At 63.0% G+C, this 24,808-nt stretch carries 27 protein-coding genes; all 27 read left to right on the forward strand.

Going from position 1 to position 24,808, the window contains the following annotated elements; genetic code table 11:
• Nucleotides 1-5: 5 nt before the first annotated feature.
• The 27 genes from flgC to AC1DWF_RS12055 all read left to right on the forward strand — a co-directional run bounded on the left by flgC (nt 6) and on the right by AC1DWF_RS12055 (nt 24,598).
• Entirely contained in the window at nt 6-422 is a 417-nt protein-coding gene (gene flgC, locus AC1DWF_RS11925) for a flagellar basal body rod protein FlgC (protein WP_476784984.1), read from the forward strand.
• Nucleotides 422-733 carry a flagellar hook-basal body complex protein FliE gene (gene fliE / locus AC1DWF_RS11930; RefSeq protein WP_476784985.1) on the forward strand — a complete coding sequence of 104 codons (312 nt, stop codon included), beginning with the start codon at nt 422-424 and terminating at the stop codon, nt 731-733. The genes flgC and fliE overlap by 1 nt, the downstream gene beginning before the upstream one ends.
• Before the next feature lie 11 nt (nt 734-744).
• Complete coding sequence (gene flgG / locus AC1DWF_RS11935) at nt 745-1,533, forward strand: flagellar basal-body rod protein FlgG (RefSeq protein ID WP_476784986.1); 789 nt, start codon at nt 745-747, stop codon at nt 1,531-1,533.
• Nucleotides 1,534-1,592: 59 nt separating this feature from the next.
• Entirely contained in the window at nt 1,593-2,012 is a 420-nt protein-coding gene (gene flgA / locus AC1DWF_RS11940; RefSeq protein ID WP_476787929.1) for a flagellar basal body P-ring formation chaperone FlgA, read from the forward strand.
• Nucleotides 2,009-3,241, forward strand: coding sequence for a flagellar basal body P-ring protein FlgI (locus AC1DWF_RS11945; protein WP_476784988.1), 1,233 nt, complete (start codon nt 2,009-2,011; stop codon nt 3,239-3,241). The genes flgA and AC1DWF_RS11945 overlap by 4 nt, the downstream gene beginning before the upstream one ends.
• A 3-nt stretch (nt 3,242-3,244) precedes the next feature.
• Nucleotides 3,245-3,844 (forward strand): MotE family protein, encoded by a 600-nt coding sequence (locus tag AC1DWF_RS11950; protein ID WP_476784989.1) that lies wholly within the window; start codon nt 3,245-3,247, stop codon nt 3,842-3,844.
• Nucleotides 3,841-4,545 (forward strand): flagellar basal body L-ring protein FlgH, encoded by a 705-nt coding sequence (flgH, locus tag AC1DWF_RS11955; protein WP_476784990.1) that lies wholly within the window; start codon nt 3,841-3,843, stop codon nt 4,543-4,545. Before AC1DWF_RS11950 ends, flgH begins: the two co-directional genes overlap by 4 nt.
• Nucleotides 4,546-4,552: 7 nt before the next feature.
• Complete coding sequence (locus AC1DWF_RS11960; protein WP_476784991.1) at nt 4,553-5,047, forward strand: flagellar basal body-associated FliL family protein; 495 nt, start codon at nt 4,553-4,555, stop codon at nt 5,045-5,047.
• On the forward strand, nt 5,044-5,775 hold the full coding sequence (fliP, locus tag AC1DWF_RS11965; protein ID WP_476787896.1) for a flagellar type III secretion system pore protein FliP: 732 nt from the start codon (nt 5,044-5,046) through the stop codon (nt 5,773-5,775). The genes AC1DWF_RS11960 and fliP overlap by 4 nt, the downstream gene beginning before the upstream one ends.
• A gap of 308 nt (nt 5,776-6,083) precedes the next feature.
• A complete protein-coding gene (locus AC1DWF_RS11970; protein ID WP_476788251.1) occupies nt 6,084-7,013 on the forward strand; it encodes a flagellin N-terminal helical domain-containing protein in 930 nt (309 codons plus the stop codon).
• Nucleotides 7,014-7,299: 286 nt separating this feature from the next.
• Nucleotides 7,300-8,247, forward strand: coding sequence for a flagellin N-terminal helical domain-containing protein (locus AC1DWF_RS11975; RefSeq protein WP_476788218.1), 948 nt, complete (start codon nt 7,300-7,302; stop codon nt 8,245-8,247).
• A 343-nt stretch (nt 8,248-8,590) separates the two neighbouring features.
• The gene (locus AC1DWF_RS11980; protein ID WP_476786631.1) at nt 8,591-9,604 is read left to right on the forward strand and encodes a flagellin N-terminal helical domain-containing protein; all 1,014 of its coding nucleotides are present in this window, start codon (nt 8,591-8,593) and stop codon (nt 9,602-9,604) included.
• A 125-nt stretch (nt 9,605-9,729) separates the two neighbouring features.
• The gene (fliF, locus tag AC1DWF_RS11985) at nt 9,730-11,370 is read left to right on the forward strand and encodes a flagellar basal-body MS-ring/collar protein FliF (protein ID WP_476788219.1); all 1,641 of its coding nucleotides are present in this window, start codon (nt 9,730-9,732) and stop codon (nt 11,368-11,370) included.
• Nucleotides 11,370-11,990, forward strand: coding sequence for a hypothetical protein (locus AC1DWF_RS11990; protein ID WP_476783899.1), 621 nt, complete (start codon nt 11,370-11,372; stop codon nt 11,988-11,990). Before fliF ends, AC1DWF_RS11990 begins: the two co-directional genes overlap by 1 nt.
• Nucleotides 11,987-13,285: a MotB family protein gene (locus tag AC1DWF_RS11995; RefSeq protein WP_476783900.1), complete on the forward strand. Its 1,299-nt coding sequence runs from the start codon at nt 11,987-11,989 to the stop codon at nt 13,283-13,285. The genes AC1DWF_RS11990 and AC1DWF_RS11995 overlap by 4 nt, the downstream gene beginning before the upstream one ends.
• Nucleotides 13,282-14,613 (forward strand): chemotaxis protein MotC, encoded by a 1,332-nt coding sequence (locus AC1DWF_RS12000; protein WP_476783901.1) that lies wholly within the window; start codon nt 13,282-13,284, stop codon nt 14,611-14,613. The genes AC1DWF_RS11995 and AC1DWF_RS12000 overlap by 4 nt, the downstream gene beginning before the upstream one ends.
• Nucleotides 14,610-15,905 carry a flagellar hook-length control protein FliK gene (locus AC1DWF_RS12005; RefSeq protein WP_476783902.1) on the forward strand — a complete coding sequence of 432 codons (1,296 nt, stop codon included), beginning with the start codon at nt 14,610-14,612 and terminating at the stop codon, nt 15,903-15,905. Before AC1DWF_RS12000 ends, AC1DWF_RS12005 begins: the two co-directional genes overlap by 4 nt.
• On the forward strand, nt 15,835-16,425 hold the full coding sequence (locus AC1DWF_RS12010) for a transglycosylase SLT domain-containing protein (RefSeq protein WP_476783903.1): 591 nt from the start codon (nt 15,835-15,837) through the stop codon (nt 16,423-16,425). Before AC1DWF_RS12005 ends, AC1DWF_RS12010 begins: the two co-directional genes overlap by 71 nt.
• Nucleotides 16,426-16,640: 215 nt before the next feature.
• The gene (locus AC1DWF_RS12015) at nt 16,641-17,309 is read left to right on the forward strand and encodes a response regulator transcription factor (protein ID WP_476783907.1); all 669 of its coding nucleotides are present in this window, start codon (nt 16,641-16,643) and stop codon (nt 17,307-17,309) included.
• Nucleotides 17,310-17,374: 65 nt separating this feature from the next.
• Complete coding sequence (locus AC1DWF_RS12020) at nt 17,375-18,631, forward strand: flagellar hook protein FlgE (RefSeq protein ID WP_476783904.1); 1,257 nt, start codon at nt 17,375-17,377, stop codon at nt 18,629-18,631.
• A gap of 32 nt (nt 18,632-18,663) precedes the next feature.
• Entirely contained in the window at nt 18,664-20,118 is a 1,455-nt protein-coding gene (gene flgK / locus AC1DWF_RS12025; protein WP_476783905.1) for a flagellar hook-associated protein FlgK, read from the forward strand.
• Between the two features lie 4 nt (nt 20,119-20,122).
• Nucleotides 20,123-21,166, forward strand: coding sequence for a flagellar hook-associated family protein (locus AC1DWF_RS12030; protein ID WP_476788221.1), 1,044 nt, complete (start codon nt 20,123-20,125; stop codon nt 21,164-21,166).
• Nucleotides 21,167-21,191: 25 nt separating this feature from the next.
• Nucleotides 21,192-21,539 carry a flagellar biosynthesis regulator FlaF gene (gene flaF / locus AC1DWF_RS12035; RefSeq protein WP_476785170.1) on the forward strand — a complete coding sequence of 116 codons (348 nt, stop codon included), beginning with the start codon at nt 21,192-21,194 and terminating at the stop codon, nt 21,537-21,539.
• Nucleotides 21,536-21,976, forward strand: coding sequence for a flagellar biosynthesis repressor FlbT (gene flbT, locus AC1DWF_RS12040; RefSeq protein ID WP_476788222.1), 441 nt, complete (start codon nt 21,536-21,538; stop codon nt 21,974-21,976). Before flaF ends, flbT begins: the two co-directional genes overlap by 4 nt.
• Nucleotides 21,976-22,389, forward strand: coding sequence for a flagellar hook assembly protein FlgD (gene flgD / locus AC1DWF_RS12045; RefSeq protein ID WP_476785168.1), 414 nt, complete (start codon nt 21,976-21,978; stop codon nt 22,387-22,389). The genes flbT and flgD overlap by 1 nt, the downstream gene beginning before the upstream one ends.
• Complete coding sequence (gene fliQ / locus AC1DWF_RS12050) at nt 22,386-22,652, forward strand: flagellar biosynthesis protein FliQ (protein ID WP_067958500.1); 267 nt, start codon at nt 22,386-22,388, stop codon at nt 22,650-22,652. Before flgD ends, fliQ begins: the two co-directional genes overlap by 4 nt.
• Nucleotides 22,653-22,954: 302 nt before the next feature.
• A complete protein-coding gene (locus tag AC1DWF_RS12055; protein ID WP_476785167.1) occupies nt 22,955-24,598 on the forward strand; it encodes an MFS transporter in 1,644 nt (547 codons plus the stop codon).
• Nucleotides 24,599-24,808 lie beyond the last annotated feature (210 nt).

A 24,808-nucleotide genomic window follows, 5' to 3' on the forward strand; every position in this document is an offset into this window, starting at 1 on the left:
CAGGGATGGATCCGCTCGTTTCAGCACTTAAGGTCGCAGGCTCCGGTCTCGGAGCCCAGTCCGAACGCCTTCGCATCGTTTCGGAAAACCTTGCCAACGCCCAGTCTACCGGCAACACGCCCGGTGCCGACCCCTATCGCCGCAAGACCGTGAGCTTCGCTGCCGAGCTCGACCGCGCAACCGGCGCTTCAACCGTCGAGATCGCCTCGATCGGCCATGATCAGTCGGCGTTTCCGCTGGAGTTCCAGCCCGGCAACGAGGCCGCCGACGCCAGCGGCTTCGTCAAGATGCCCAACGTCAATGTCATCATCGAAATGGCCGACATGACCGAGGCCAACCGTTCCTATGAAGCCAACCTGCAGGTCATCAAGCAGGCGCGCGATCTCATTTCCATGACCATTGATCTTATGAGGAGCCAGTAATGATCGGCAGCATCAGCCCACTCGGCACGCAGCTACTGAGCAAGCCGACGAGCGTCGTGCCCGAGGCTGGCGCAGCCGCAGCTGGCGGCGTCGGCTCGTCCTTCGCGGCAGCCCTTGCGGACGCCGCCGCACAGACCAAGGCCACCTTGCACAAGGCAGAGCAGCTCTCGCTTTCCGGGCTTCAGGGCAAGGCCGACACCCGTGAGGTTGTCGACGCGGTGATGAGTGCCGAGCAGGCGCTGCAGGCGGCCGTCGCCATCCGCGACAAGATCGTCACGGCATATCTCGAAGTCAGCCGCATGGGCATCTGAGGAACATTCCGATGAAAGCGCTAGCCATTGCCGCTACGGGCATGAATGCCCAGCAGACCAATCTCGAGGTGATCGCGAACAACATCGCGAACATCAACACCACCGGCTACAAGCGCGCCCGCGCCGAATTCTCCGATCTGCTCTATCAGGTCGACCGCCTGCAAGGTGTGCCCAATCGCGCCAATTCGGCGATCGTGCCGGAAGGCGTCAGCATCGGCCTCGGCGTCAAGACGGCGGCCGTGCGCAACGTCCACATCCAGGGCGGCCTGACCAGCACCACCAACGAGTTCGACCTCGCCTTGTCAGGCAAGGGCTGGTTCCAGATCGAAGGTGCCGACGGCCAGACACTCTACACCCGCGCCGGCTCGTTCAACAAGAACGCCACCGGCCAGCTGGTCACCGTCGACGGCTTCAACGTCGTCCCGGCGATCACCGTGCCGCAGGATGCGGTCGAGGTCATCGTCAACAATTCCGGCCAGGTCTTCGCCCGGCTCGACGGCCAGGCAGCGCTCCAGCCGCTGGGCGACCTGACGCTTGCCAACTTCGCCAACGAAGCGGGGTTGATGCCTCTCGGCGACAATCTCTTCCAGGAAACCGAAGCCTCGGGTGCCGCCAATGTCGGCGTGCCTGGCGATCCCGGCTACGCCACGATCAAGCAGGGCTACCTGGAAAACTCCAACGTCGACCCGGTCAAGGAAATCACCGAGCTGATCTCGGCGCAGCGCGCCTACGAGATGAATTCCAAGGTCATTCAGGCGGCCGACGAAATGGCCGCTGTCGTCTCCAAGAACATCCGGTGAGCATCATGCGGCGACGGAACGCCCTCCTCCATATCCGCACGGCGGTCCTCGCGTTCGCCATGCTTGGCAGCGCAGCGATGGCCGCCGAACAGGAGGTGGTGCTCGTTCCCAACCGCGTCATCTACCCCGGCGAAGCGATCGCCTTGTCCGCGCTCAAGGAAGTCACGCTCAAGCCGGGCAAGGTTCGCCCGGACGCGGTCGCGACGCTTGCCAAGGAGCTCGACGGCAGGGTTGCCAAGCGCACGCTGCTGCCCGGCCGCTATATTCCCGTCAATGCGTTGCGCGAGGCCTGGCTGGTCGACCGCGGCGCCTCCGTCCAGGTCGTGTTCGCCGCGGGTGCTCTCCTGATCTCGGCTACCGCCGTCACGCTCGAACCGGGTGCTGCCGGCGACCTTGTCAAGGTCCGCAACATAGACAGTGGCAAGGTCCTCAGCGGCACGGTCATGGCCGACGGCTCGATCCACGTGGGTGCCATATGATCCGCAGACTGTTGCTCGCGGCAGTTGCCGTTCTTGGCCTCCAGAACGCTTACGCCGACGGTCCCGACGGCGTTCCTGCCTCCGAGCTGGCAGCGCGTGCCGCCAAGGCTGGCGGCGATGATGGCTTTGGCAGCGGTGGTGACGGCGGACGGCAGACCACGCTCAACAGCGGCGGCGCGCATCTCATCAATGTCCGCATCAAGGACGTCGCCTCACTGCAGGAATCCCGCGACAACCAGCTTGTCGGCTACGGCCTCGTCATCGGCCTGCCGGGCACCGGCGACAGCCTGCGCAACTCGCCCTTCACCGAACAGTCGATCCGCGCCATGCTCGAAAATCTCGGCATCGCCTCGGAGGACGGCCGCCTGCGCGTCAAGAATGTCGCTGCGGTGGTTGTCACGGCCAACATGCCGGCCTTCGTGCAGTCCGGCGCCCGCATCGACGTCAACGTCTCCTCGCTCGGCGATGCCACAGCGATTTCAGGCGGCACGCTGGTGATGACGCCGCTCAAGGCGCCGGACGGCGAGATCTATGCCGTCGCCCAGGGCTCGCTGCTGGTCGGCGGCTTTGCCGCGCAAGGCAATGCCGAAAAGGTGATCCAGGGCGTTCCGACCGCCGGCCGCATCCCCAACGGCGCCATCGTCGAGCGCGAGGTCAAGGCCCGCTTCGGCGACGAGAACGTTCTGACGCTGCAGCTCTTCAATCCCGATTTCTCGACAGCGGTGCGTATCGCTGACGCCGTCAACGACTATGCCCGCCACCGTTTCGGCAAGCGCGTGGCCGGCGAGCAGGACTCGCGCACCGTCGTCATCCGCAAGCCCGAAGGTGTGTCGACCGCGCGCTTTTATGCCGAGCTCGAAAACCTGATGGTCATGTCCGACACCCCGGCCCGGGTCGTCGTCGACGAGCGCACCGGCACCATCGTCATCGGCAACGAGGTCAAGATCTCGCGTGTCGCCATCAGCCACGGCACGCTTACGGTCCGCATCACCGAGCAGCCGCGCGTCGTCCAGCCCGAGCCGTTCGCGCGCGGCCAGACCGCGATCGAGGACTTCACCGTCATCGAGACGGAGCGTCCCGACTCCAAGCTGGCCATGCTCGACGGCCCCGACCTGCAGACGCTGGTCGCCGGTCTCAACCGCCTCGGCGTCAAGCCGGACGGCATCATCGCAATCCTCCAGGGCATCAAGTCGGCAGGCGCGCTGCAAGCCGACCTGGTGGTTCAATAGGCCATGGCCATGACAACAAGCCATTTCCAGATGTTCTACCGCCAGGCCCTCCCCGTAGCGGCACTGGCCATCGTCCTTGCCGGCGGCGGCTTGGCCCGCGCCGAACAGATGCTCGTTCAGGGCACGCCCACCCAGGTCATGCCGCGCGAGGTCAAACCGCAAGTTTCACCCGAGCACACCGCGACAATCCCGCCAAACACGGTCGAGCCGAGCGAAGTCGAGCGCTTCTGCTCCAACATCGCCGACGCTGCCCGCGACCGTCGCTACGCGCTTCAGGCCGAAGAGCTGAAGAAGCTCCAGGCCGAAGTCGACAAGCGCATTGCAATGCTCGAGGAGCGCAAGACTGAATACGAGACATGGCTGAAGCGCCGCGAGGTCTTTTTGGCCCGCGCCGAAGAAGGCGTCGTCCAGATCTATTCGCGCATGAAACCCGATGCCGCCGCTGAGCGCCTGGCGGTCATGAATATCGACCTCGCCGCCGCCATTCTGATGAAGCTCGACGCCCGCAAGTCCAGCGTCATCCTCAACGAGATGGAAAGCAAGTCGGCGGCCGAGCTGACCCGCATCATGGCAAGCGCATCCCGCCGGGAAGACCCAACATGACCAGAAAAGTCCTTCTCGCGGCCATGCTCGCAAGCCTCGCCGGCTGTGCCACCGACCTCAAGGAAATCAACAAGGAGCCGACCATGTCGGCGGTTGGTTCCGGCATCGAGGACGGCAGCTCGTCAATGTACCGCTACCCGGAATCGCCCTCGGCGCCGCCCAAGCGTTTCTCACTGTGGCAGGACAAGCAAAGCCGCATGTTCACCGACCCGCGCGCGCTCCAGGCTGGCGACATCCTCACCGTCAGGATCGAGATCGACGACAAGGCCCGCTTCAAGAACGAGTCCGAGCGCCAGCGCACGTCGAGCCGTGGCCTGGGCATGGGCCTCGACCTCGAATGGGACGGGGCCGGCACCAGCGGCTCGGCGGATGGAAACATCGACTCGAAAACCAAATTCACAGGCGACGGTGCCACCGCCCGTTCGGAGAAACTCAACCTGCTCGTTGCCGCCGTCGTCATGGAAGTGCTGCCTAACGGCAACATGATGATCCGCGGCTCGCAGGAGGTCCGCGTCAACGCCGAGCTGCGCGTGCTGACCATCGCCGGTATCGTGCGCCCGACCGATATCGGCCCGCACAACACCATTCCTTACGAGCGCATCGCCGAAGCCCGCATCTCTTATGGCGGTCGCGGCCGCATCTCCGAGGTCCAGCAGCCGCCCTACGGCCAGCAGTTCCTCGATCAGGTCCTCCCCTTCTAGGTCGGTCATGTCAGCAGTAGAACAGCCCCCCGCAGCAAAACCCGGCCGGTCACTGGTCATCCAGATCGGCATCCTGCTGATGATGACCTCGGCGGCCATCGGCATGGGCTGGCTGTCCGGCGGCTATCTCAAGGGCGAAGCCAAGCCGGCCGAACAGGTGGCCGCTGAGACGGCAAAGCCGCATGCGCCCAACAAGGACGCCAGCGATCCTGCAGCAGCCGGCACGTTGGTGCAGCTCCCCACCATCACCGCAAATCTCGCCGCGCCCGACACCATGTGGGTGCGCCTTGAGGTCTCGCTGGTGCTCGACGCGCCGCAACCGCCCGACCTCGCCGATCGCGTCCACCAGGACCTGGTTGCCTTCGTGCGCACGCTCAGGATCCATCAGATCCAGGGCGCCAGCGCTTTCCGCCATCTCAAGACCGACCTCGACGAACGCGCCGCGATCCGCAGCGACGGTCACGTCAAGGAAGTCCTGATCAGAACGTTGCTGTTTGAATGAAAAAGTTCCTGGCCACCGCAGCCATCCTCGCGGGCACCGCCCTGCCCGCGGGCGCGCAGCAGCTCGACCTGAGCGCGCTGGGCAACACCGACGGCGCCACCATCGGCTACATCATCCAGATGTTCGGCCTGCTGACCGTCTTGTCGGTGGCGCCGGGCCTGTTGATCATGGTGACGAGCTTCACGCGGTTCATCATCGCGTTTTCGATCCTGCGTACCGGCATCGGCCTGCAGTCGACTCCCGCCAACCTGATCCTCATCTCGCTGTCGCTGTTCATGACCTTCTACGTCATGGCGCCAACCTTCGATCAGGCCTGGCAAAACGGCGTCAAGCCGCTGATGGACAACCAGATCACCCAGACCGAGGCGGTCGATCGCATCTCCGATCCGTTCCGCACCTTCATGATGCGCAACGTCCGCGACAAGGACTTCAACCTGTTCGCCGACCTCGCCCGCGAGCGCGGCCAGACCGTATCGGAAGACAAGGTCGACCTGCGCATCCTGGTTCCCGCCTTCATGATCTCCGAAATCCGCCGCGGCTTTGAAATCGGCTTTCTGATCGTCCTGCCCTTCCTCGTCATCGATCTGATCGTTGCCACCATCACCATGGCCATGGGCATGATGATGCTGCCGCCCACGGTCGTGTCGCTGCCGTTCAAGATATTGTTCTTCGTCCTCATCGACGGCTGGAACCTGCTCGTCGGCTCTCTGGTTCGATCATTCACCTAGATCACCGCGCGTCCGATACGAGCGCACGAAAGGGCTCTCACGCTTTGATTTGACATATCGAACCGCAGTACGCCCATCGGCGCGCTGCGGTTGCAACGCTTGCAGCAAGCACACGCAAAACCGAAATAAATCAACAGGTTAATACTGATTTAACCATGCCGCTTAGACCTTTGGTAGGGACTGTCGGCCAGATTGCCCGACATGGCGGGTGACCTTCCTAGAAGCGCTCATTGGCATGATGCCTCTCCGCCATACCGGCCGATCCGGTATGTCCCTGTACCTTTGCATTCTTTAGGGGCGTTATTCCCATGACCAGCATCAACACCAACACCTCGGCAATGACTGCATTGCAGTCGCTTTCCGCAACCAACAAGAACCTTTCCACGACCCAGGGCCGCATCGCCACGGGCTTCCGCGTCGCTGAAGCTTCCGACAACGCCGCTTACTGGTCGATCGCCACCACCATGCGTTCCGACAACAAGGCCAACTCGGTCGTGCAGGATTCGCTCGGGCTCGGCGCCGGCAAGATCGACACCGCCTACACCGCGATGAACAAGGCCATCGAAGTCGTCGACAAGATCAAGGAAAAGATCCTCGCGGCCAAGAACGCCGGCACCGAAGATCGCAAGAAGATCCAGAGCGAAATCGCAACCTACCAGGCACAGCTCAAGGACAATATCGCCGGCGCCAACTATGCCGGGTCGAACCTGCTCAAGACCGGTTCGACTGCGACCGACGCGACAAATTTCAGCGTCATGACCTCCTACAATCGCGACTCGGCGGGCAAGGTCACTACAGGTCAGATCGATGTTGCACTCAGCAACGTTCGCCTGGTCAATACGGACGCTGCAGCCAAAAACGGCGTGCTCGATACAGAAACGGCCACGACCGGTGCGGGCGCTGTCACAGTCTCTGTCCTGACCCTGAGTGTCAGCACGGCAACGCTGGACAGCAAGGATTTCGACGACATGCTGACCGGCGTCGAAAAGGCACTCGGCTCAATGGCGACTGGCGCTGCAGAACTCGGTGCCTCCAAGGCTCGTATCGACATGCAGAAGGACTTCGTGTCCAAGCTCAGCGACTCGATCGACCGTGGCGTCGGCCAGCTCGTTGACGCCGACATGAACAAGGAATCGACCCGTCTGCAGGCCCTTCAGGTCCAGCAGCAGCTCGGCATCCAGGCTCTGTCGATTGCCAACTCCAACACCCAGTCGATCATGTCGCTCTTCCGCGGCTAATATCGGCAAATGTCGTCTCAGACATGAAGCTCGGGCCACATCTCGGTGTGGCCCGATTTCGTTTGGGCAGTCGCATCGGTTAAGATGGGCTAACAAATATTCAAATAAAACAGCAAGTTAATCGCAATTAACCATAATACTTAGAATTTTAATAGGAATTTTCCGCCAGATTACCCCTCATGGCGGGTGACCTTCCCTGAAGCGCTCATTGGCATGATGCCTCTCCGCCATACCGGCCGATCCGGTATGTCCCTGTACCTTTGCATTCTTTAGGGGCGTTATTCCCATGTCCAGCATCAACACCAACACCTCGGCAATGACTGCATTGCAGTCGCTTTCCGCAACCAATAAGAACCTTTCCACGACCCAGGGCCGCATCGCCACGGGCTTCCGCGTCGCCGAAGCTTCCGACAACGCCGCTTACTGGTCGATCGCCACCACCATGCGTTCCGACAACAAGGCCAACTCGGTCGTGCAGGACGCGCTCGGGCTCGGCGCTGGCAAAGTCGACACCGCCTACACCGCGATGAACAAGGCCATCGAAGTCGTCGACAAGATCAAGGAAAAGATCCTCGCGGCCAAGAACGCCGGCACCGAAGATCGTAAGAAGATCCAAAGCGAAATCGCAACCTACCAGTCGCAGCTCAAGGACAACATCGCCGGCGCCAACTATGCCGGGTCGAACCTGCTCAAGACCGGTTCGACTGCGACCGACGCGACAAATTTCAGCGTCATGACCTCCTACAATCGTAGCGCGGCCGGTGCTGTAACGACTGGCCAGATCGACGTTGCGCTCGCCAATACGCGCCTGATGAACACCGTCGCCGCCACCGCAGATGGTACGCTTGACAAGAACGGCACGGCCTCCGCGAAATCCGTTCTGAATCTCAGTGTCTCCGACCTGACAGGTGTGACCGGCTACACCGCTGGCACCCCAAGCACGGAAAGCGCCGCTTTCGACAACCTGCTGACCGACGTCGAAAAGGCTCTCAGCTCGATGGCGACTGGCGCTGCAGAACTCGGTGCCTCCAAGGCTCGTATCGACATGCAGAAGGACTTCGTGTCCAAGCTCAGCGACTCGATCGACCGTGGCGTTGGCCAGCTCGTCGATGCCGACATGAACAAGGAGTCGACCCGTCTGCAGGCCCTCCAGGTCCAGCAGCAGCTCGGCATCCAGGCTCTGTCGATCGCCAACTCCAACACCCAGTCGATCATGTCGCTGTTCCGCGGCTAATTGAGCATCGCCGACGATCAGCTTTGGTCTTCGGAGTAGCAGCCAAGAGCCGTCTCAGGCACTTGCCGCTAAGAACGGGCCGCACCGCAAGGTGCGGCCCGATTTCGTTTGGACCCGCTAGCTCGGCGCAAGCCACCTTCCACATAAATGCCCCTGCGTCACCGAACCGCGCAAACGCTCGAGTCGCCGAACGCTCTTAATCCACCGTTAACCATGAACCGCTAGTTATGGTTAACCAATTGCCATGCGGTTCATCGCTGCCACGGGGCGGAAACGAACAGCATCAGCGACCGGTCCACAGCCGCAGTCAGCGGCGCGGTTTTGACAGAGGGGGCTATTTTCGATGTCCAGTATTATGACCAACGCTTCGGCAATGACGGCTCTCCAAAGCCTCAGCGCCACCAACAAGGCGCTTCAGACCACCCAGGGGCGCATCTCGACCGGCTTCCGCGTCGCCGAAGCCTCTGACAACGCCGCCTACTGGTCGATCGCCACGACCATGCGCTCCGACAACAACGTCAATTCGGTCGTGCAGGACGCGCTCGGCCTCGGCGGCGGCAAGGTCGATACCGCCTACACCGCGATGAACAACGCCCTCACCGCCGTCGACAAGATCAAGAAGAATTTGCTGCTGGCCAAGAATGTCAGCCCTGAGCAACGCGCCAAGCTCCAGACCGAAATCGACACATATGTCGACCAGCTCAAGGACGCCATCGGCGGGGCCAACTATGCTGGCTCCAACCTGCTCCAGACCGACTCCTCGAAGGATACGGGCAATCCTGCGGGTACCCCTCCTGTTCCAGAGAGCAACAACCTAAGCATCATCTCGTCATACAACCGCGATTCGTCCGGCGCCGTTTCGACCGGCAGCATCGATATCGCGCTGACTAATGTCCGGCTAATCGATACCGTAATACCTGCTGCCGGCCCCCCCGCTGTCGTCTCGAAAGGCATTCTGGATATGGCTGGATACGCTTCCGGCGTTTCCGCTTTAAACATCAACGTGCTAAACCTTGCAGCTGTAACGGCACGAGACAGCACGGGCACAATCATCACCACGCCTACCGAAGCGCAGAAATTCGATGCCTTGCTGACGGACGTCGAAACGGTGCTCGCCAAGATGGCCGACGGCGCGTCCGAACTCGGTGCCGCCAAGACCCGCATCGACATGCAAAAAGACTTCGTGTCCAAGCTGATGGACTCCATCGACCGCGGCGTAGGCCAGCTCGTCGATGCCGACATGAACAAGGAATCGACCCGCCTGCAGGCGCTTCAGGTCCAGCAGCAGCTCGGCATCCAGGCGCTGTCGATCGCCAACTCGAACTCGCAAAGCATCCTGGCGCTGTTCAAGGGCTGATCGGCCGCTCTCAGAACCAGCGCATCTATTTGCCATGGGCCGCGCATCTTGCGCGGCCCATATCATTTTCGCGCAAGCTTCGCGGTCTAGGGTCTGCCGGATAGTTTTGCGGGGAACCTACGCACGTGCCTGAACAGCTACAGAGCATAGTCGCCAATCTCAGGAGTTTCGGCCCACGCCGGCTCGCCATCTTGGCTGGCATCGCAGCGCTGGTCCTCGCCGTCATCGGCGTGGGGTCCATCTATCTCAACCGTCCGGCCTACGAGACGCTTTATGTCGGGCTCGAACGCTCCGACGTGAACCAGATCGGCATGGTGCTCGGCGAGGCCGGCATCGGCTTCGACGTCGCCTCCGACGGCACCACTGTCCTGGTACCCGCCGGCAAGACCTCGCAGGCGCGCATGCTGCTTGCCGAAAAGGGGCTGCCCACCAGCGCCAACGCCGGTTACGAGTTGTTCGACAATGTCGGCTCGCTCGGCCTCACCTCCTTCATGCAGCAAGTCACCCGCGTGCGTGCATTGGAAGGCGAGATCGCCCGCACCATCCAGTCGATCTCGGGCATCAAGGCCGCCCGCGTCCACATCGTGATGTCCGAGCGCGCCAATTTCCGCCGCGACGAGCAGAAGCCGTCGGCTTCGGTGGTCATCCGCGCAGCGAGCATGGATGCCGACAAGAGCGCCATGTCGATCCGCCATCTCGTCGCCGCAGCCGTCCCCGGGCTCGACGCCGAACGCGTGACGGTGCTCGATTCGAGCGGCAATCTGCTTGCAGCCGGCGATGACCCCAGCAATTCGAGTGCAGCGCGCTCCATCGGCGTCGAACGCACCGTCGAGACCCAGATCGAAGACAACATCCGCCGCGCACTTTCTGCCTATCTCGGCCCGGACAATTTCCGCGCCAGCGTCAAGGCCGACGTCAACACCGATACGCGTCAGACCGACGAGACCATCTTTGATCCGGAATCGCGCGTCGAGCGCTCCGTCCAGGTCGTGCGCGCCAATGAAGCCAGCAACCAGAAGCAGTCGTCCACGCCTGCCACTGTCGAACAGAACCTGCCTGACGCCGAAGCAGGTGCCGCAACTGACGGCCCGCAGTCGAACTCAAACAGCGACCGCAAGGAAGAGATCACCAATTACGAGATGAACTCGAAGCGTATCGCCACCGTCTCGAATGGCTATTCGGTGACCAAGATGTCGATCGCCGTCGTCGTCAACCAGCAGCGCCTGGCAGCCATCCTTGGCAAGGACGCGACGCCTGAAGCCATCGCCGCCCGTGTCGCCGACATCCAGAAGATGGTGACCTCGGCCACCGGCTTCGACGAGAAGCGCGGCGACCTGATCAACGTCTCGGCCGTCGAATTCATCGACGGTCTCGACGGCGAAGCGATCGCAAGCCCCGGGGCCTTCGCTTCCGTCGGCCAGCATGCCGGCACGCTGATCAACGCCGCGGCCTTCATCGTCGTTGTCTTCCTCGTCGCCTTCTTCGGCTTGCGGCCGATGGCGGCGGCACTTTCCAGGCCAGCCACTGCAGCCATCGCGGGACCCAGCTTCGATGAAGTGCAGCGTTCGTTGCCGACGCCCGATGCGTCCGCTGAGGCGGAGGCGCAGGCCGCCCTGCCCGGATCGCGGCCCAGCAACGCCATCGACGATCTGCGCAACAAGCTGCGCCCCGCCCCGCAGGACCGCCTCGCCCGCATGGTCGACATCAACGAAGAGCGCACCGCACTGATCCTGCGCAAATGGGCTGCCAAGGAGGTAGCCGCCTGATGTCGATTGCAGCGCTTTTCGAAAGGCTGACCGATTTCGCGCCGTTGGCTCCCAACGGGCCCGACCTCGAAACGCCGGCCGCAAGTACTTACCCCAAGGCAGTGCCCGATCCGGACATCCCGGCGATCGTCGCCGAGGCGGTCGCTCACGCCGAGGCCGAGCTGGCCGCGCGGCTGAGCGAGGAGCATGAGGCAGCCCTCGAAGTCGAGCGCCAGCGCCATGCCACCGAGATCGCCGATCTCGGCGCCCGCTTCGGTGCCGATACAGGTGCCGCCATCGCCATGCGCATCGGCGAGATGGAAACGCGCCTCGTCCATCTCTCCACGGATGCCGCCGCCCGCATTGTCGCCGGCTTGGTCAGCGACGACATCCGCAGCCGCTCCATCGACGCCCTGGCCAGTGCCGTCATATCAGCCTGCGCCGACCGCGAGGCGGTGCGCATCAAGGTCAGCGGCCCGCAGTTCCTGTTCGACGCGCTGGCAACGGCCCTGGGCGAGCGCGCGGCCAATGTCGACTTCATCGAGGCTACAGGCTTCGATCTCAGTGTTTCGATCGACGACAACCTGTTTGAGACCCGTCTCGGCGAATGGTCTTCGGCCCTTTCCGAGACCTTGCCATGACTGCCACCGACGGCGGCGAGCCGCGCCACGAGATCATCATCGTCCGGCGTGCCCATGTCGATCACGATGAAGGCCATCACGGCGGTGCGTGGAAGATCGCCTTCGCCGACTTCATGACGGCAATGATGTGCTTCTTCCTGGTCATGTGGCTGATCAGTGCCGCCAACGAGCAGACCAAGGCGGCGGTCGCCAGCTATTTCAATCCGGTCAAGCTTGTCGACCGCAACGCCAGCCGCAAGGGGCTCGAAGAGCTTGGCGATGGCCCCAACTCCGTTGGCCTGACCGCTGAGACCCCGCAGGAAGCCTCAGGCAAGGCCGGCACCGACGGCCGCGGCAATGCCGGCCCGTCGACCGAGAAGAATTCGGCCGACTCCGCCGATTCCGTCAAGCGTTCCGACGACCACCTCTTCAACGACCCCTATGCCGTTCTCGCCGAGATCGCCCAGGAGACCGGCGCCAAGGCCAATGTCTCCGAACGCGGAGACGGCGGGGCGCAAAGTGCCGGCCCTTCGAGTGGTGCCACCGGCGGTGAAGCCTATCGCGATCCCTTCGCGCCCGATTTCTGGACCGAGCAGGTCGCAACACCCGCTGCCGAGGCAAGTGCCGAGCGTGCCTCGATCGAAGGCGATCCGGCAAAGCCGGGCGACAAGACCGCGCGCTCTGACACGTCGGAGCCTGTGAAGGCCGCCGAGCCCTCGTCCAAGGCAGCCGAACAAGCAACACCCCTTGCCCGTGAAAGCGCCAAGCCCGGCGATGCCCCCAAATCGGAGGCAGCCGAAGCCCAAGCTATATCCGAAAAGCCGAAGCCCAAGGACGATACGCCGAGCAAGGACACCATCAAGGACGCCGACGCTATCAGGCGCGAACTCGCCGAGGCCATCAAGTCGGGCCCAAACCTGCCCGACGGCGTCTCGGTCGTCGCCACCGACAGGGGCGTCGTCATCTCGGTTACCGAGCAGTTCAACTTCGGCATGTTCGAGATCGGTTCTGCCGTGCCGCGCAAGCAGCTCGTGCTTGCCATGGAAAAGATCGCCAAGACCATCTCGGCCCACGAAGGCCAGGTCTCGATCAACGGCCACACCGATGCCAGGCCGTTCCGAGGCGGCGGCTACGACAATTGGCGCCTGTCCACCGCGCGCGCCCATTCGGCCTATTACATGCTGGCCCGCGCCGGGCTCGACGAGAAGCGCATCGTCGAGGTCGCCGGCTTCGCCGACCGCAAGCTGAAAGACACAGCAGAGCCCTTCTCGGCCACCAACCGGCGCATCGAAATCTTGCTGGAGAAGCCTCAATGAGGCTGGCGGCATCTCTTTCAGGTGCGGCCCTCATCGCCCTGCTGGTTGCGGGCGTGCCAGGCCGCGCCATGGCCAGCGAAGCGCCAGCACTTGAGCCTTACCAGCTCGTGCGCTGCCTGCAGCTGTTGCAGGACCGCATTGCCGGCGGCGACCAGGCTTCGTTGCCGCTGCAGCGCCGACTGCTCGAAATGACCGACGAGCGCATGCGCACGGCCAGTACAGCCGCATTCAAGGACCCCAAGAATTTTCGCGCTTTGCTCATCTACGCCATGAGCGGCGGCAATCCGCTGACCATCGAACAGGTCCTGTCGCGGCTCACCCTCGAAGAGGCCGACCGCACGCTTGCGCAAGGCATCATCGACTATCTCAGGGGCAAGCCGAAAGGCGCGGTCGAAGCACTCGCCTCGATCGATCCGCTGACGCAGATCTCCGAGCTGGGCGCCTTCCTTGCCCTGGTCAAGGGTTCGGTCAGCATCACCGATGAGCCCGAAAAGGCGATGAAGCTGTTCGATCAGGCTCGCCTTTTGAGCCCCGGCACGCTGGTTGAGGAAGCAGCACTGCGCCGTTCGGTGACGCTTGCCAGCCGGATGGAGGACGGTGGCCGCTTCCTGCGCACCTCGACCCAATATGTCCGCAGCTACCTGCGCTCACCCTATGCCAGCCAGTTCGCCGATGCCTTTGTCGCTGGCGTCGTCACCCTGCACGCCTCGGTCAATCTCGACTCGATTGCCGAGATCACGGCGATGATGGATGCCGAGCAGGAGAAGGTCGTCTATCTCCGTATCGCTCGTCGCGCCGCGATCGACGGCCTGACCGAGCTTTCGGCGTTCGCGGCCGCCAGGGCCGAGCAAGGCCGCGACGGCAGTAACAGCACCGACCCGCGTGCTCAGCTCTATTCCGGACTTTCGGCTGTCACGTCGGGCAATGCTGCCGACATGCTGGGCATGCTTGGCGGTATCGACCGCGACAAGCTGTCCAAGGGTGACCGTGCTTTGCTCGACGCCGTCGAGGCAGTCGCCACCGAAATGACCTCGGCGGTACCGGCCTCGCCAGAAAGCAAGCCGAAACCAATCGACATCGAGGACCTGCCGCCAGCACCGCTCGACCTTGCATCGCCTCCGGCCGATCCAATGGTTCCCGATGCCGTCGAAGCGCCGGCTCCTGCGGCGCAGTCAATGCCCACGCTCCCGGAGCCGGCGATCGCCAAGGCACCCAGGGTCGTGCCGCTGACCAAGCCAGGACCCGCCGAGGCTGAAGACCCCAAGATCATCGAAGCGCGCCGTACTCTCGAATCCATAGACGAACTTCTCGGAGGCTCTCCCAAATGACCGACGGCATTAGCGCTGCGCTGGTGAGCCCGACCGCCAGACATCCATCGGCGGCAGACCGCAACGCTCTGGCAGGCAACGACGAGCAGGCGGATTTCGGCCGCACTTTGATGTCGCCGCAAAAGGGCGAAAAGCAGTCGAAGGAGCAGGCCGCCGACCAGGACGCGCCGCGCGAAAAGGGCCTACACAAGCTCGCCGCACGGCTTGCCGCGCGTGATCCAGGCGTTGCTGATGCCAAGGACGAAACCGATCCGGGCACCACGGAGACATCGGCGGAAACCAGCCAACCCGAAGGTGCTGAACTCCCCGACACGTCGGCCAAGGACGCTAGCAAGGCTGACATGTCGGCCGATGCCGCCTTGCCGCTGGTGCTTGCATTGAGTGAATTGCGAAAGGCGACCAGCCACCCGGCCAATGCCGGCTTGGCCGATGCCGCCGACGCCGAGGCCGGCGATGTCGCAGCAACGCCCGCCGGCGACATGGCCGACACCGAGCGTTCAGCACTGGTCATGAGCAGCGCGTCAGCGCGTGCGAGCTCCGCTGGCTCGGCTTTGCCACCTGGCATGGCACCCGTGGCTGAAACACGCATATCTGATACACCTGTCACAGCGCAGTCCGCCACGCCGGGCGCGGCAAGCACGGATGCTGCCGAAGCCGACAAGCCGGCACGCCCGACACCAGCAAAACAGGCCGAGCAACCCACCGCTGCAAGCCGCGTCAGCGTCATTTCCGAGCAAGCCATCCCCGCTCCTGCCGCCTCCGGTGCCAACAGCACTGCAGGCGCACTCGCCCTTGCCATCGCCTCCGACGCGCCACGCCACACCGCAGCCGCAAGTGCGGTCCAGCAGCTCCAGGCCAGCACCACAAATGCGCCCGCCGCACAGGTCCTCAAGATCCAGCTGCGTCCGGTCGAATTGGGCATGGTTACAGCCAGTTTGCGCCTGGCTGGAGAGCAACTCTCGATTGAAATCGAAGTTGAAAACGCCGAAGCCTATCATCGGCTTTCCGCCGACCGCGAAGCGATCAACACAGCGCTGCGTGGCCTCGGATTCGATGTCGATCGCGTCACCATCCTTCAACCGCAATCGGGGCAACCACGCAGTGACAGCGGTGCCCCATCCGGCAGTGCCAGCGGTCGCGACCAACCGTCCTTCCAGTCGGACGGAACAGGTAGCGAAGGTGGCAATTCAGGCAATGGACGTCCTGGCGGGAGATCGGCAAATGAAGACGGTAGCGCACACAACATCTCGCCGCCTCGCGCTGATCGCCCTGGCAGCAGCCGCTATATCTAGTGCTGCAACTGGCCTGGCCGTAGCCGCTGCGAACCCTTGCGAGCCGGAGATCCTGCGCGCCGCAGACCGCTATGGCGTGCCGGTCGGCATCCTTTATGCAGTCGGCCTGACGGAGACCGGAAAAAAGGGCAGTTTGCAACCCAACGCATTGAATATAGAAGGAAAAGCAGTTTTTCCCAGTAACGAGACCGAGGCTCTCGCTGCCTTTGAAACCGCCCGCAGCGAAGGCAAGACCCTGATCGATCTCGGCTGCATGCAGATAAACCACCGCTATCACGCGGCCGAGTTTCGTTCGGTCCGCGACATGCTCGATCCCCGTCGCAATGTCGACTACGCCGCGCGCTTTCTGGTCAGTCTTCACAGCCGCCACGAGTCCTGGTCGATGGCTGTCGCACGCTATCACGCCGGCCCAAATAACGACCCCGCCCAGAAGCGTTATGTCTGCCGCGTCATCGCCAACATGGTCGCCACCGGCTTCGGCCGCTGGACCGACAATGCCCGGAATTTCTGCAACCCCTAGGCGGCCCGCGCCATATTGAACCGGTCACAGGCCGAGACACCCGCCGTCCTCCAAACGCTGAATCAGGATGCACGCATGTCGTGCAGCCGGTTCAACCCATGCGATTCCTGACTCCCCAAAAAATAGCGGCAAGAATTCACGATTGGTCGCCTTGGTCTCGACCCATTACCGATTGGTTAACGGGGCATTTATTTCTGATTCGGAAGGCGGGGCCGATGATTGTTGTTGTCGACGAGCGAGAGCTCGTCACCAAAGGATATAATTCACTTTTTGACCGGGAAGGCGTCGCTTGCGCGGGTTTCCGCTCCGGCGAATTCGGCGAATGGGTCACCAGCGCTCCTGAGGAAGATCTGCGTTCGGTTCGCGCCTTCCTCATCGGCGACTGCAGCGAGGGTTTGATTTCTCCTCGCCAGCTGCGGGACCGCTCCAAGGCGCCGGTCATCGCGCTCAGCGAGCAGAACAATCTCGAAAACACGCTCAAGCTTTTCGAATCCGGCGTCGACGACGTCATTCGCAAGCCTGTCCATATCCGTGAGATCCTGGCCCGCATCTCGGCGATCCGCCGCCGCGCCCAGGAAGACACCGGCTTCACCGAGATTGGCGCGATGCGCATCTTCATGGATGGCCGCGACCCCGAGATCCACGGTGAGCCATTGCCGCTGCCGCGCCGCGAGCGCCGTATCCTGGAATATTTGGCAAGCAACAGCGGCCGTCGCGTCACCAAGACTCAAGTCTTCAACGCGATCTACGGCGTGTTCGACGAAGAAGTCGAAGAAAATGTCGTCGAAAGCCACATCTCCAAGCTGCGCAAAAAGCTGCGCGAGCGTCTTGGCCACGACCCGATCGATTCCAAACGTTTCCTCGGTTACCGGCTGGTCGTCTGATCAGCCTCGCGCAAGACATGCCGCGTAGCTTCCCTATCGTGGCATGAGATTTGAGGAGACCATCGATGAGCCTTTACGGAATGATGCGAACCGGTGTTTCGGGCATGGCTGCCCAGGCAAACCGGCTGTCGACGGTCGCCGACAACATCGCGAACTCGAGCACGACCGGCTACAAGCGCGCCTATACCGAATTCTCGTCGCTGGTTCTGCCCAGCACGCCCGGCAGCTACAATTCCGGCGGCGTCACCACCAATGTGCTGAATTCGATCAGCAAGCAGGGCGCGCTGCAATACACGACGTCGACCACCGATCTTGCTGTCGATGGCAACGGCTTCTTTGTCGTCCGCGACGCATCAGGCTCGCCGTTTCTGACCCGTGCCGGCTCCTTCGTTCCCGACGGCCAGGGCCGCCTGATCAATTCCGCCGGCTACCAGCTCATGGGCTACAGCTACGCCAACGGCGTTCCGGCTGCCACCGCCAACGGCTTTGAAGGCCTTGTTCCGGTCCAGATTTCGGCCACCGAACTCACCGCGCTTCCGACCAAGAACGGCACCTTCACTGCCAATCTGCCAAGCGACGCGACTGTTGTTGCCCCGCCCCTGCCGAGCGGCAACCTTGCAGGCGCGACCTACACCGCGAAATCCTCGATGGTGGTGTACGACAATCTCGGCGGTAAGAAAATTCTCGACGTCTACTACACCAAGACAGGCGCCAACACCTGGGATGTGGCCGTGTTCGATCAGTCGAAGGCAGCGTCCGGAACGTCGTCGTTCCCGTACGCCGCAGGCGGTCTCCTCGACAGTGACTCCCTCACATTCGACGGCACCACCGGCAAGCTGACCGCCGGTGGAAATTTGTCGTTTACCGTGCCCGGCGGCGCGCCAATGACCCTCGACATGTCGAAGATGACCCAGCTCGCCTCACCTTACACGGTCACCAAGGCTGTGACCGACGGCAACGGTCCGAGCACGATCGAGCGCGTCCAGTTCGACACCGACGGCACCATGTACGCCCAGTACGCCGACGGCTCGATGAAGCCGCTGTTCAAGATCCCGCTGGCCGACGTGGCGAGCCCTGACCGGCTCATCCAGAAGTCGGGCAACGTCTTCTCGCAAGGCGCTGACTCCGGCGATGTCCAGATCGGCTTCGCCGATGCAGGCGGTCGCGGCAAGATGGTCTCCGGCGCTGTCGAGAACTCCAACGTCGATATCGCCGAGGAACTCACCGCCATGATCGAGTCCCAGCGCAACTACACCGCCAATTCCAAGGTCTTCCAAACCGGAGCGGACCTCATGGATATCCTCGTCAACTTGAAGAGATAGGCTGACGGGCCTCAGTCCGCGAAAGATCCAGCATGTCCTTGTCGTCTGCCCTCAGCATCGCTCAATCTGCGCTTCGCAACACGTCGCGGCAGACCAGCACCGTTTCCCGCAACGTCGCGGATGCATCGAACCCAGATTACGCCCGCCGCACGGCGGTGCTCACCAGCACCGGTCCCGGTGCGCGCGTCATCGAGATACAGCGAGCGACCAACGAACTTCTGTTTCGCCAAAACCTCTCAGCTCTGGCCGACTTCTCCGGCCAGAACACGCTCTTCGAAGGCCTGCAGAAGCTGGCCCTCGACGTCAACGGCTCCGACAACAAGACTTCGCCGGCGGCCGTGCTTGGCAAGTTCCAGCAGGCGCTGCAGCTTTATGCGGCGGCACCTTCCAATGAAAACCTCGGCACGGCGGCGATCGATGCCGCCCGTCAGGTCGTGCGCTCGCTGAACGATGGCACCGATGCCATCCAGAAGATCCGCACCGAGGCGGATGGCGAAATCGCCACCGCTGTCGATGACCTCAACACCTTGCTGGCCGATTTCGAGCAGGCCAACAAGCTCATCATGACCGGTACGCGTACCGGGCGCGACGTCAACGATTCCCTCGACCAGCGCGATGCCATCTTGAAGAAGATTTCCGAGATCGTGCCGATCTCGACCTTCAAGCGTGGCGACAACGACATGGTCATCACCACGACCTCGGGCGCAACCCTGTTCGAGACCGTGCCGCGCGCCGTCACCTTCGAGCAGACACCCGGCTTTGCGACCGGCATGGCCGGCAGCAAGATCTATATCGACGGGGTACCGATCCAGCCGGGCACCGGCGCCAACACCGATGCGGCGGGCAAGCTCGCCGGCCTGGTCCAGCTGCGCGACAGCGTCGCCAACACCATGCAGTCACAGCTCGACGAGACCGCGCGCGGCCTCATCACCGCATTCCGCGAGACGGCTCCCGGCCTCGCCGATCGGGCCGGCCTGTTCACATGGTCGGGCGGTCCGGCTGTTCCGGCGGCCGGCACGCTGATCAATGGCCTCGCGCGCCAGATCAAGATCAATCCGGCCGTCGACCCGACCGTGGGCGGCAATCCGAAGCTTCTGCGCGACGGCGGCATCAACGGAGCCTCCTACGTCGCCAATACGGCCAACAACGCGTCCTACGCCGATCTGCTGATTTCTTACGGCAACCGCATCGACCAGCCCATGGTCTTTGATCCGGCTGCCGGCATCACCGCAAACTCGAGCCTCAGCAGCTTCACCACCAATTCGATCGGCTGGTTCGAAGGCATGCGCAAGCAGGCCGATAGCGCGACCCAGACCAAGGAGGCACTGGCAGTTCGTACGGCCGAAGCGCTGTCCAGCGAAACGGGCGTCAATGTCGACATCGAGATGTCGCTGATGCTCGATCTCGAGCACGCCTACCAGGCCTCGGCAAGGCTCATGAAGGCTGTCGACGAGATGCTCAGTGCCCTGTTGGCAGCGGTGAGGTAGCGCAATGAAAACCACCTTCGTTTCCACTTCGGCGGTCACCAACGCGCTGCGTTATTCGATGATGCGCCAGCAGTCGGCGCTCATCAAGGCGCAGAAGGAGGCCACCACCGGCTTCGTCGCCGACACCGGGCTGGCGCTTGGCGCCCGCACGGCACAGTCGGTCGCCTTGAACCGCGACCACGAACGTTTGGGTGGCATTGTCGATTCCAACGCCTTGGTGTCGTCGCGGCTGTCGATGACTCAGGAGTCGCTCAAGCAGCTCGGCAAGTCGGCCCAGACCTTGCTCGCCAGCTTGACCACGAGTTCCTCCAGCGACACCACTTATGGGCAGACCCGAGACGCCGCGCGCTCCACGCTCGCCACCATGACCTCGGTGCTCAACACAAGTTACAACGGCGAATATCTGTTTGCCGGCACCAACACCGACGTCAAGCCGTTCAACGATTTCAAGCCGGGCTCGCCGGGCAAGGTGGCTTTTGACACCGCCTTCCAGACCCATTTCGGCTTCACGCAGAACGACCCGGCCGCCAAGAACATCACCGCTGCCCAGATCGACAGCTTCATGACCACCAAGGTCGAGCCGATGTTCCTCGGCGCTGGCTGGCAGGGCACGTTTTCGAATGCCACCGATCAGGGCATCACCAGCCGCATTACCTTGAACGAGACGACCGAAAGCTCGGTCAGCGCCAATGAGATGGGTATCCGCAAGATCGCGATGATTTCGGCGGTCATGGGCGACCTGCTCGATAGCAATGTCGGCAACGAGGCCCGCGCGGCACTCGTGACGCGTGGCGTCGCGGCCATCGGCGCGGCCGTCAGCGACATCGGCCAGCTGGAAGCAAGAACCGGCATCATCCAGCAGCGCGTCAGCACCGCCACCGAGCGGCTGGAAATGCAGAAGGACCTTTACGAAGGCTACATCATCAAATCCGAGGGCGTGAACCCCGAACGGGCGGCGACGCGTGTCACCGATCTCATCTCGATGATCGAAAAGTCATACGCCCTGACCGCGCGTATTCAGCAGCTTAGCCTGATGAAATTCCTCTGACCTGACGGCAACCAACGGGACGCATATGTATCAATTCTCCTATGCCGATATCCAGGATGACTCGGTCGCCGACGCCAAGGATCGCGAACGCCAGCTGCTCAGCCGTTCTATCGATCTTTTGACCAAGGCGAGCGAAGTCGGGCCCAATTCCAAGGAAGCCATCGACGCGCTGATGTTCACCAACCGTGTGTGGATGTCGCTGATGGACGACCTCGGCAGCCCCGAAAACGCGCTGCCCAAGGAGCTGCGCGCCAACCTCATCTCCATCGGCCTTTGGCTGCTGCGCGAGTGCGAAGACATCCGCCAGGGCCGCACCGACAATTTCGAAGGCCTGATCGAGGTCTCGCAGATCATCCGCGACGGCATCCAATGAAAAACACGCTGAAGATCTCGCTGAAGGCCAACGAAAAGATCTACATCAACGGCGCCGTCGTCCGCATCGACCGCAAGGCGGCACTTGAGCTGCTCAACGACGCGCAGTTCCTGCTCGAAAGCCATGTCCTGCAGCCCGAGCAGGCCTCGACACCGTTGCGCCAGCTCTACTTCATCCTGCAGGTGATGCTTGTCGATCCCCAGGGTGCCGTCGAGGCGCGCGACATGTTCCGCCGCTCGCTGCCGCTTTTGCTCGCCACCTTCGACAATGCCGAGATCCTTTCGAGCCTCAAACACATCGACCGCCTCGTTTCGGAAGACCATGTCTACGAGGCGTTGAAGACGCTCCGCTCCCTCTACCCCCTCGAACAGCGCGCCATGGCCGGCAACGATCAGCAGCCAGCCGAACGCGCAATCGCCGCCGGAGGCACTTTCTGATGCCCATCGACTTCACCACCACCCCGCCCGTCGGCGTCAACACCGGCACCAAGTCGTCCGGCGCCAAGGCCGCCGTCGATTACCAGTCCTTCCTCAAGCTGCTCATGGCGCAGATGAAGAACCAGGACCCGACCAAGCCGATGGACTCGACCGAATACGTCGCCCAGCTCGCTACCTTCTCCCAGGTCGAGCAGTCGGTGCAGATGAACTCGCGGCTCGACCAGATCCTGCAGTCCTCCGCGCTCGCCCAGGCCGACGCGCTGATCGGGCGCACGGTCACCTCCGCCGATGGCAAGACCTCAGGCAAGGTCGCCGAAGTGCGTCTCGCCAAGGACGGCGTCATTGCCGTGCTTACCGACGGCAAGCAGATCACCATGGCCCCCGGCGTCACCGTCAAGGCGTCGGCCGCGTGAACGAAGCCGACGCGCTCGACCTGGTCCAGTTCGCCATCTGGACCGTGCTGACCGCGTCCGCGCCGGCGGTGGCGGCGGCGATGCTTGTCGGCGTCGGCATCGCTCTTATCCAGGCACTGACCCAGATCCAGGAAATCACCCTCACCTTCGTGCCCAAGATCGTCGCCATCTTCCTGGTGGTGGCGCTCACCGGCCCGTTCATCGGCGCCCAGATTTCGAGCTTCACCAACGTCATCTTCGAGCGCATCGAAAACGGCTTCTGACGCAGGCCTGTGCGGCGATCTGGCTCGCCCCCGATTCAGGTCAGGCCGAGCCGCAAATGGCGGATTCCGGGGTCGCTCTTGGACGACGAGCGGAGGCTACATTCAGGTCGGTAAGCACCGGAAGCGCAGGAAGCTGCCATTTGCAGGCCGGCCTCACCTGAATCCTGCTGTGGACCGCCGCCGAACCGTTGCTGGACCATGTCGGTTCCAGACAAATCGGTTCACCCCGCCCCCCTATCATGGTCTAGTCTTACAGCAACGATTCATTCAACGGGGGCAACCGGCCCAGCCGGCTTCAACGCATGGACGACGACCACCAGTACGAGCAGGGCTCAGCACTCGCGCCGTTCAAGCACGGCATCTTCCGCTCCGTCTGGTTCGCCAGCCTGGCGTCGAATTTCGGCAGCCTGATCCAGTCGGTCGGCGCCGCCTGGCTGATGACCTCGATCGCCACCTCGTCCGACATGGTGGCGCTGGTCCAGGCCTCGATATCGCTGCCGATCATGCTGTTTTCGCTCGCCTCCGGCGCGCTTGCCGACAGCTACGACCGCCGCCGCGTCATGCTGACCGCGCAATGCTTCATGTTTGCAGTCTCCGCTCTGCTGACGCTGGCCGCCTATCTCGGCCTGATCACGCCATGGCTTCTGCTCGCCTTCACCTTCCTCATCGGCTGCGGCACGGCCCTCAACAACCCGTCCTGGCAGGCATCGGTCGGCGACATGGTGCCCCGTCCGGTCATGCCGGCGGCGGTCGCGCTCAACTCGATGGGCTTCAACATGACGCGTAGCGTCGGCCCGGCCATCGGCGGCATCATCGTCGCGACCGCAGGTGCCGCTGCCGCTTTCGCCGTCAACACGCTGAGCTACTTCGCAATCATCTTCGTTCTGTTCCGCTGGCGTCCGCAATATCCGGCCAACCCGCTGCCGCGCGAAACGCTCGGCCAGGCCATGGGGGCCGGCCTGCGTTATGTCGCCATGTCGCCCAACATCGGCAAGGTGCTTCTGCGCAGCTTCGCCTTCGGTTTCACCGCCGTCGTCATCCAGGCGCTTTTGCCGCTTGTTGCGCGCGACCTCGTCGCTGGCGGCCCGCTCACCTACGGTGTCATGCTCGGTGCCTTCGGCATCGGCGCAGTCGGGGGCGCGCTGATTTCCGGCCGTATCCGCCGCAGCATGTCGAGCGAAACCATCGTGCGCTCGGCCTTCGTCGGCTTTGCCCTGTGCAGCTGGATCGCCGCCTGGAGCTCGAACGCCTGGCTGACCAGCGCAGGCCTGCTCATCGGCGGTGCCTGCTGGGTGCTGGCGCTTTCGCATTTCAACATCACCGTGCAGATGTCGACGCCGCGCTGGGTCGTCGGACGGGCGCTGTCGATCTACCAGATGGCGACCTTCGGCGGCATGGCTCTGGGGAGCTGGATCTGGGGTCTCGTCGCCGAAAGCAACGGCGCAGCGACGGCCCTCATCGCCGCCGGCATCGTCATGCTGGTCGGTGCTGCGATTGGCTTCCTTTTGCCGCTGCCCGAGCATACCGCTCTCAACCTCGACCCGCTCAACCGTTTTCGCGAACCGCATCTGGCGCTCGATGTCAGGCCGCGCAGCGGCCCCATCGTCATCACCATCGAATTCATCATCCGCGAGGAGGACGTCAGCGCCTTCCTCGACGCCATGACCGAACGCCGTCGTGTCCGGCGCCGCGACGGCGCGCGCAACTGGACGCTGTCGCGCGACCTGGAAAACCCAGAAATCTGGGTCGAGAGCTACCACACGCCGACTTGGCTCGAATATATCCGCCACAACCAACGCGCCACCCACGCCGACGCCGTCATCGGCGACAAGCTCAGGGCGCTGCACAGCGGTGCCCAGCCGCCACGCGTCCACCGCCTCATCGAGCGCCCCACCAGCCTCGCCGCAGCGCTTGGCACTCACAAGGGCCACATCGAGCTGCATTGAGGGGCGGACGCGCGCCTTGACCGTGGCAAGGTTTTCCACGGTACGCACCGTTTTGATACAGATTATCCCGCCAACCTTCTCAGTCGCGATCCTTCGCACCCCCCTCTGGCCTGCCGGCCATCTCCCCCACAAGGAGGGAGATCACGCCTTCATCAGTGCCGCGGCCAATCACCAACGTCGCAAGGCTTGTCCTTAAGACGTTGCAGGATG

The organism is Aminobacter sp. P4_D5 (assembly GCF_056401815.1).

Excerpts from the sequence above, each read along its gene's own strand:
- flgC (WP_476784984.1), top strand. The coding sequence starts at position 6 with ATGGATCCGCTCGTTTCAGCACTTAAGGTCGCAGGCTCCGGTCTCGGA.
- fliE (WP_476784985.1), top strand. The coding sequence starts at position 422 with ATGATCGGCAGCATCAGCCCACTCGGCACGCAGCTACTGAGCAAGCCG.
- flgG (WP_476784986.1), top strand. The coding sequence starts at position 745 with ATGAAAGCGCTAGCCATTGCCGCTACGGGCATGAATGCCCAGCAGACC.
- flgA (WP_476787929.1), top strand. The coding sequence starts at position 1,593 with ATGCTTGGCAGCGCAGCGATGGCCGCCGAACAGGAGGTGGTGCTCGTT.
- AC1DWF_RS11945 (WP_476784988.1), top strand. The coding sequence starts at position 2,009 with ATGATCCGCAGACTGTTGCTCGCGGCAGTTGCCGTTCTTGGCCTCCAG.
- AC1DWF_RS11950 (WP_476784989.1), top strand. The coding sequence starts at position 3,245 with ATGGCCATGACAACAAGCCATTTCCAGATGTTCTACCGCCAGGCCCTC.
- flgH (WP_476784990.1), top strand. The coding sequence starts at position 3,841 with ATGACCAGAAAAGTCCTTCTCGCGGCCATGCTCGCAAGCCTCGCCGGC.
- AC1DWF_RS11960 (WP_476784991.1), top strand. The coding sequence starts at position 4,553 with ATGTCAGCAGTAGAACAGCCCCCCGCAGCAAAACCCGGCCGGTCACTG.
- fliP (WP_476787896.1), top strand. The coding sequence starts at position 5,044 with ATGAAAAAGTTCCTGGCCACCGCAGCCATCCTCGCGGGCACCGCCCTG.
- AC1DWF_RS11970 (WP_476788251.1), top strand. The coding sequence starts at position 6,084 with ATGACCAGCATCAACACCAACACCTCGGCAATGACTGCATTGCAGTCG.
- AC1DWF_RS11975 (WP_476788218.1), top strand. The coding sequence starts at position 7,300 with ATGTCCAGCATCAACACCAACACCTCGGCAATGACTGCATTGCAGTCG.
- AC1DWF_RS11980 (WP_476786631.1), top strand. The coding sequence starts at position 8,591 with ATGTCCAGTATTATGACCAACGCTTCGGCAATGACGGCTCTCCAAAGC.
- AC1DWF_RS11990 (WP_476783899.1), top strand. The coding sequence starts at position 11,370 with ATGTCGATTGCAGCGCTTTTCGAAAGGCTGACCGATTTCGCGCCGTTG.
- AC1DWF_RS11995 (WP_476783900.1), top strand. The coding sequence starts at position 11,987 with ATGACTGCCACCGACGGCGGCGAGCCGCGCCACGAGATCATCATCGTC.
- AC1DWF_RS12000 (WP_476783901.1), top strand. The coding sequence starts at position 13,282 with ATGAGGCTGGCGGCATCTCTTTCAGGTGCGGCCCTCATCGCCCTGCTG.
- AC1DWF_RS12005 (WP_476783902.1), top strand. The coding sequence starts at position 14,610 with ATGACCGACGGCATTAGCGCTGCGCTGGTGAGCCCGACCGCCAGACAT.
- AC1DWF_RS12010 (WP_476783903.1), top strand. The coding sequence starts at position 15,835 with ATGAAGACGGTAGCGCACACAACATCTCGCCGCCTCGCGCTGATCGCC.
- AC1DWF_RS12015 (WP_476783907.1), top strand. The coding sequence starts at position 16,641 with ATGATTGTTGTTGTCGACGAGCGAGAGCTCGTCACCAAAGGATATAAT.
- AC1DWF_RS12020 (WP_476783904.1), top strand. The coding sequence starts at position 17,375 with ATGAGCCTTTACGGAATGATGCGAACCGGTGTTTCGGGCATGGCTGCC.
- flgK (WP_476783905.1), top strand. The coding sequence starts at position 18,664 with ATGTCCTTGTCGTCTGCCCTCAGCATCGCTCAATCTGCGCTTCGCAAC.
- AC1DWF_RS12030 (WP_476788221.1), top strand. The coding sequence starts at position 20,123 with ATGAAAACCACCTTCGTTTCCACTTCGGCGGTCACCAACGCGCTGCGT.
- flaF (WP_476785170.1), top strand. The coding sequence starts at position 21,192 with ATGTATCAATTCTCCTATGCCGATATCCAGGATGACTCGGTCGCCGAC.
- flbT (WP_476788222.1), top strand. The coding sequence starts at position 21,536 with ATGAAAAACACGCTGAAGATCTCGCTGAAGGCCAACGAAAAGATCTAC.
- flgD (WP_476785168.1), top strand. The coding sequence starts at position 21,976 with ATGCCCATCGACTTCACCACCACCCCGCCCGTCGGCGTCAACACCGGC.
- AC1DWF_RS12055 (WP_476785167.1), top strand. The coding sequence starts at position 22,955 with ATGGACGACGACCACCAGTACGAGCAGGGCTCAGCACTCGCGCCGTTC.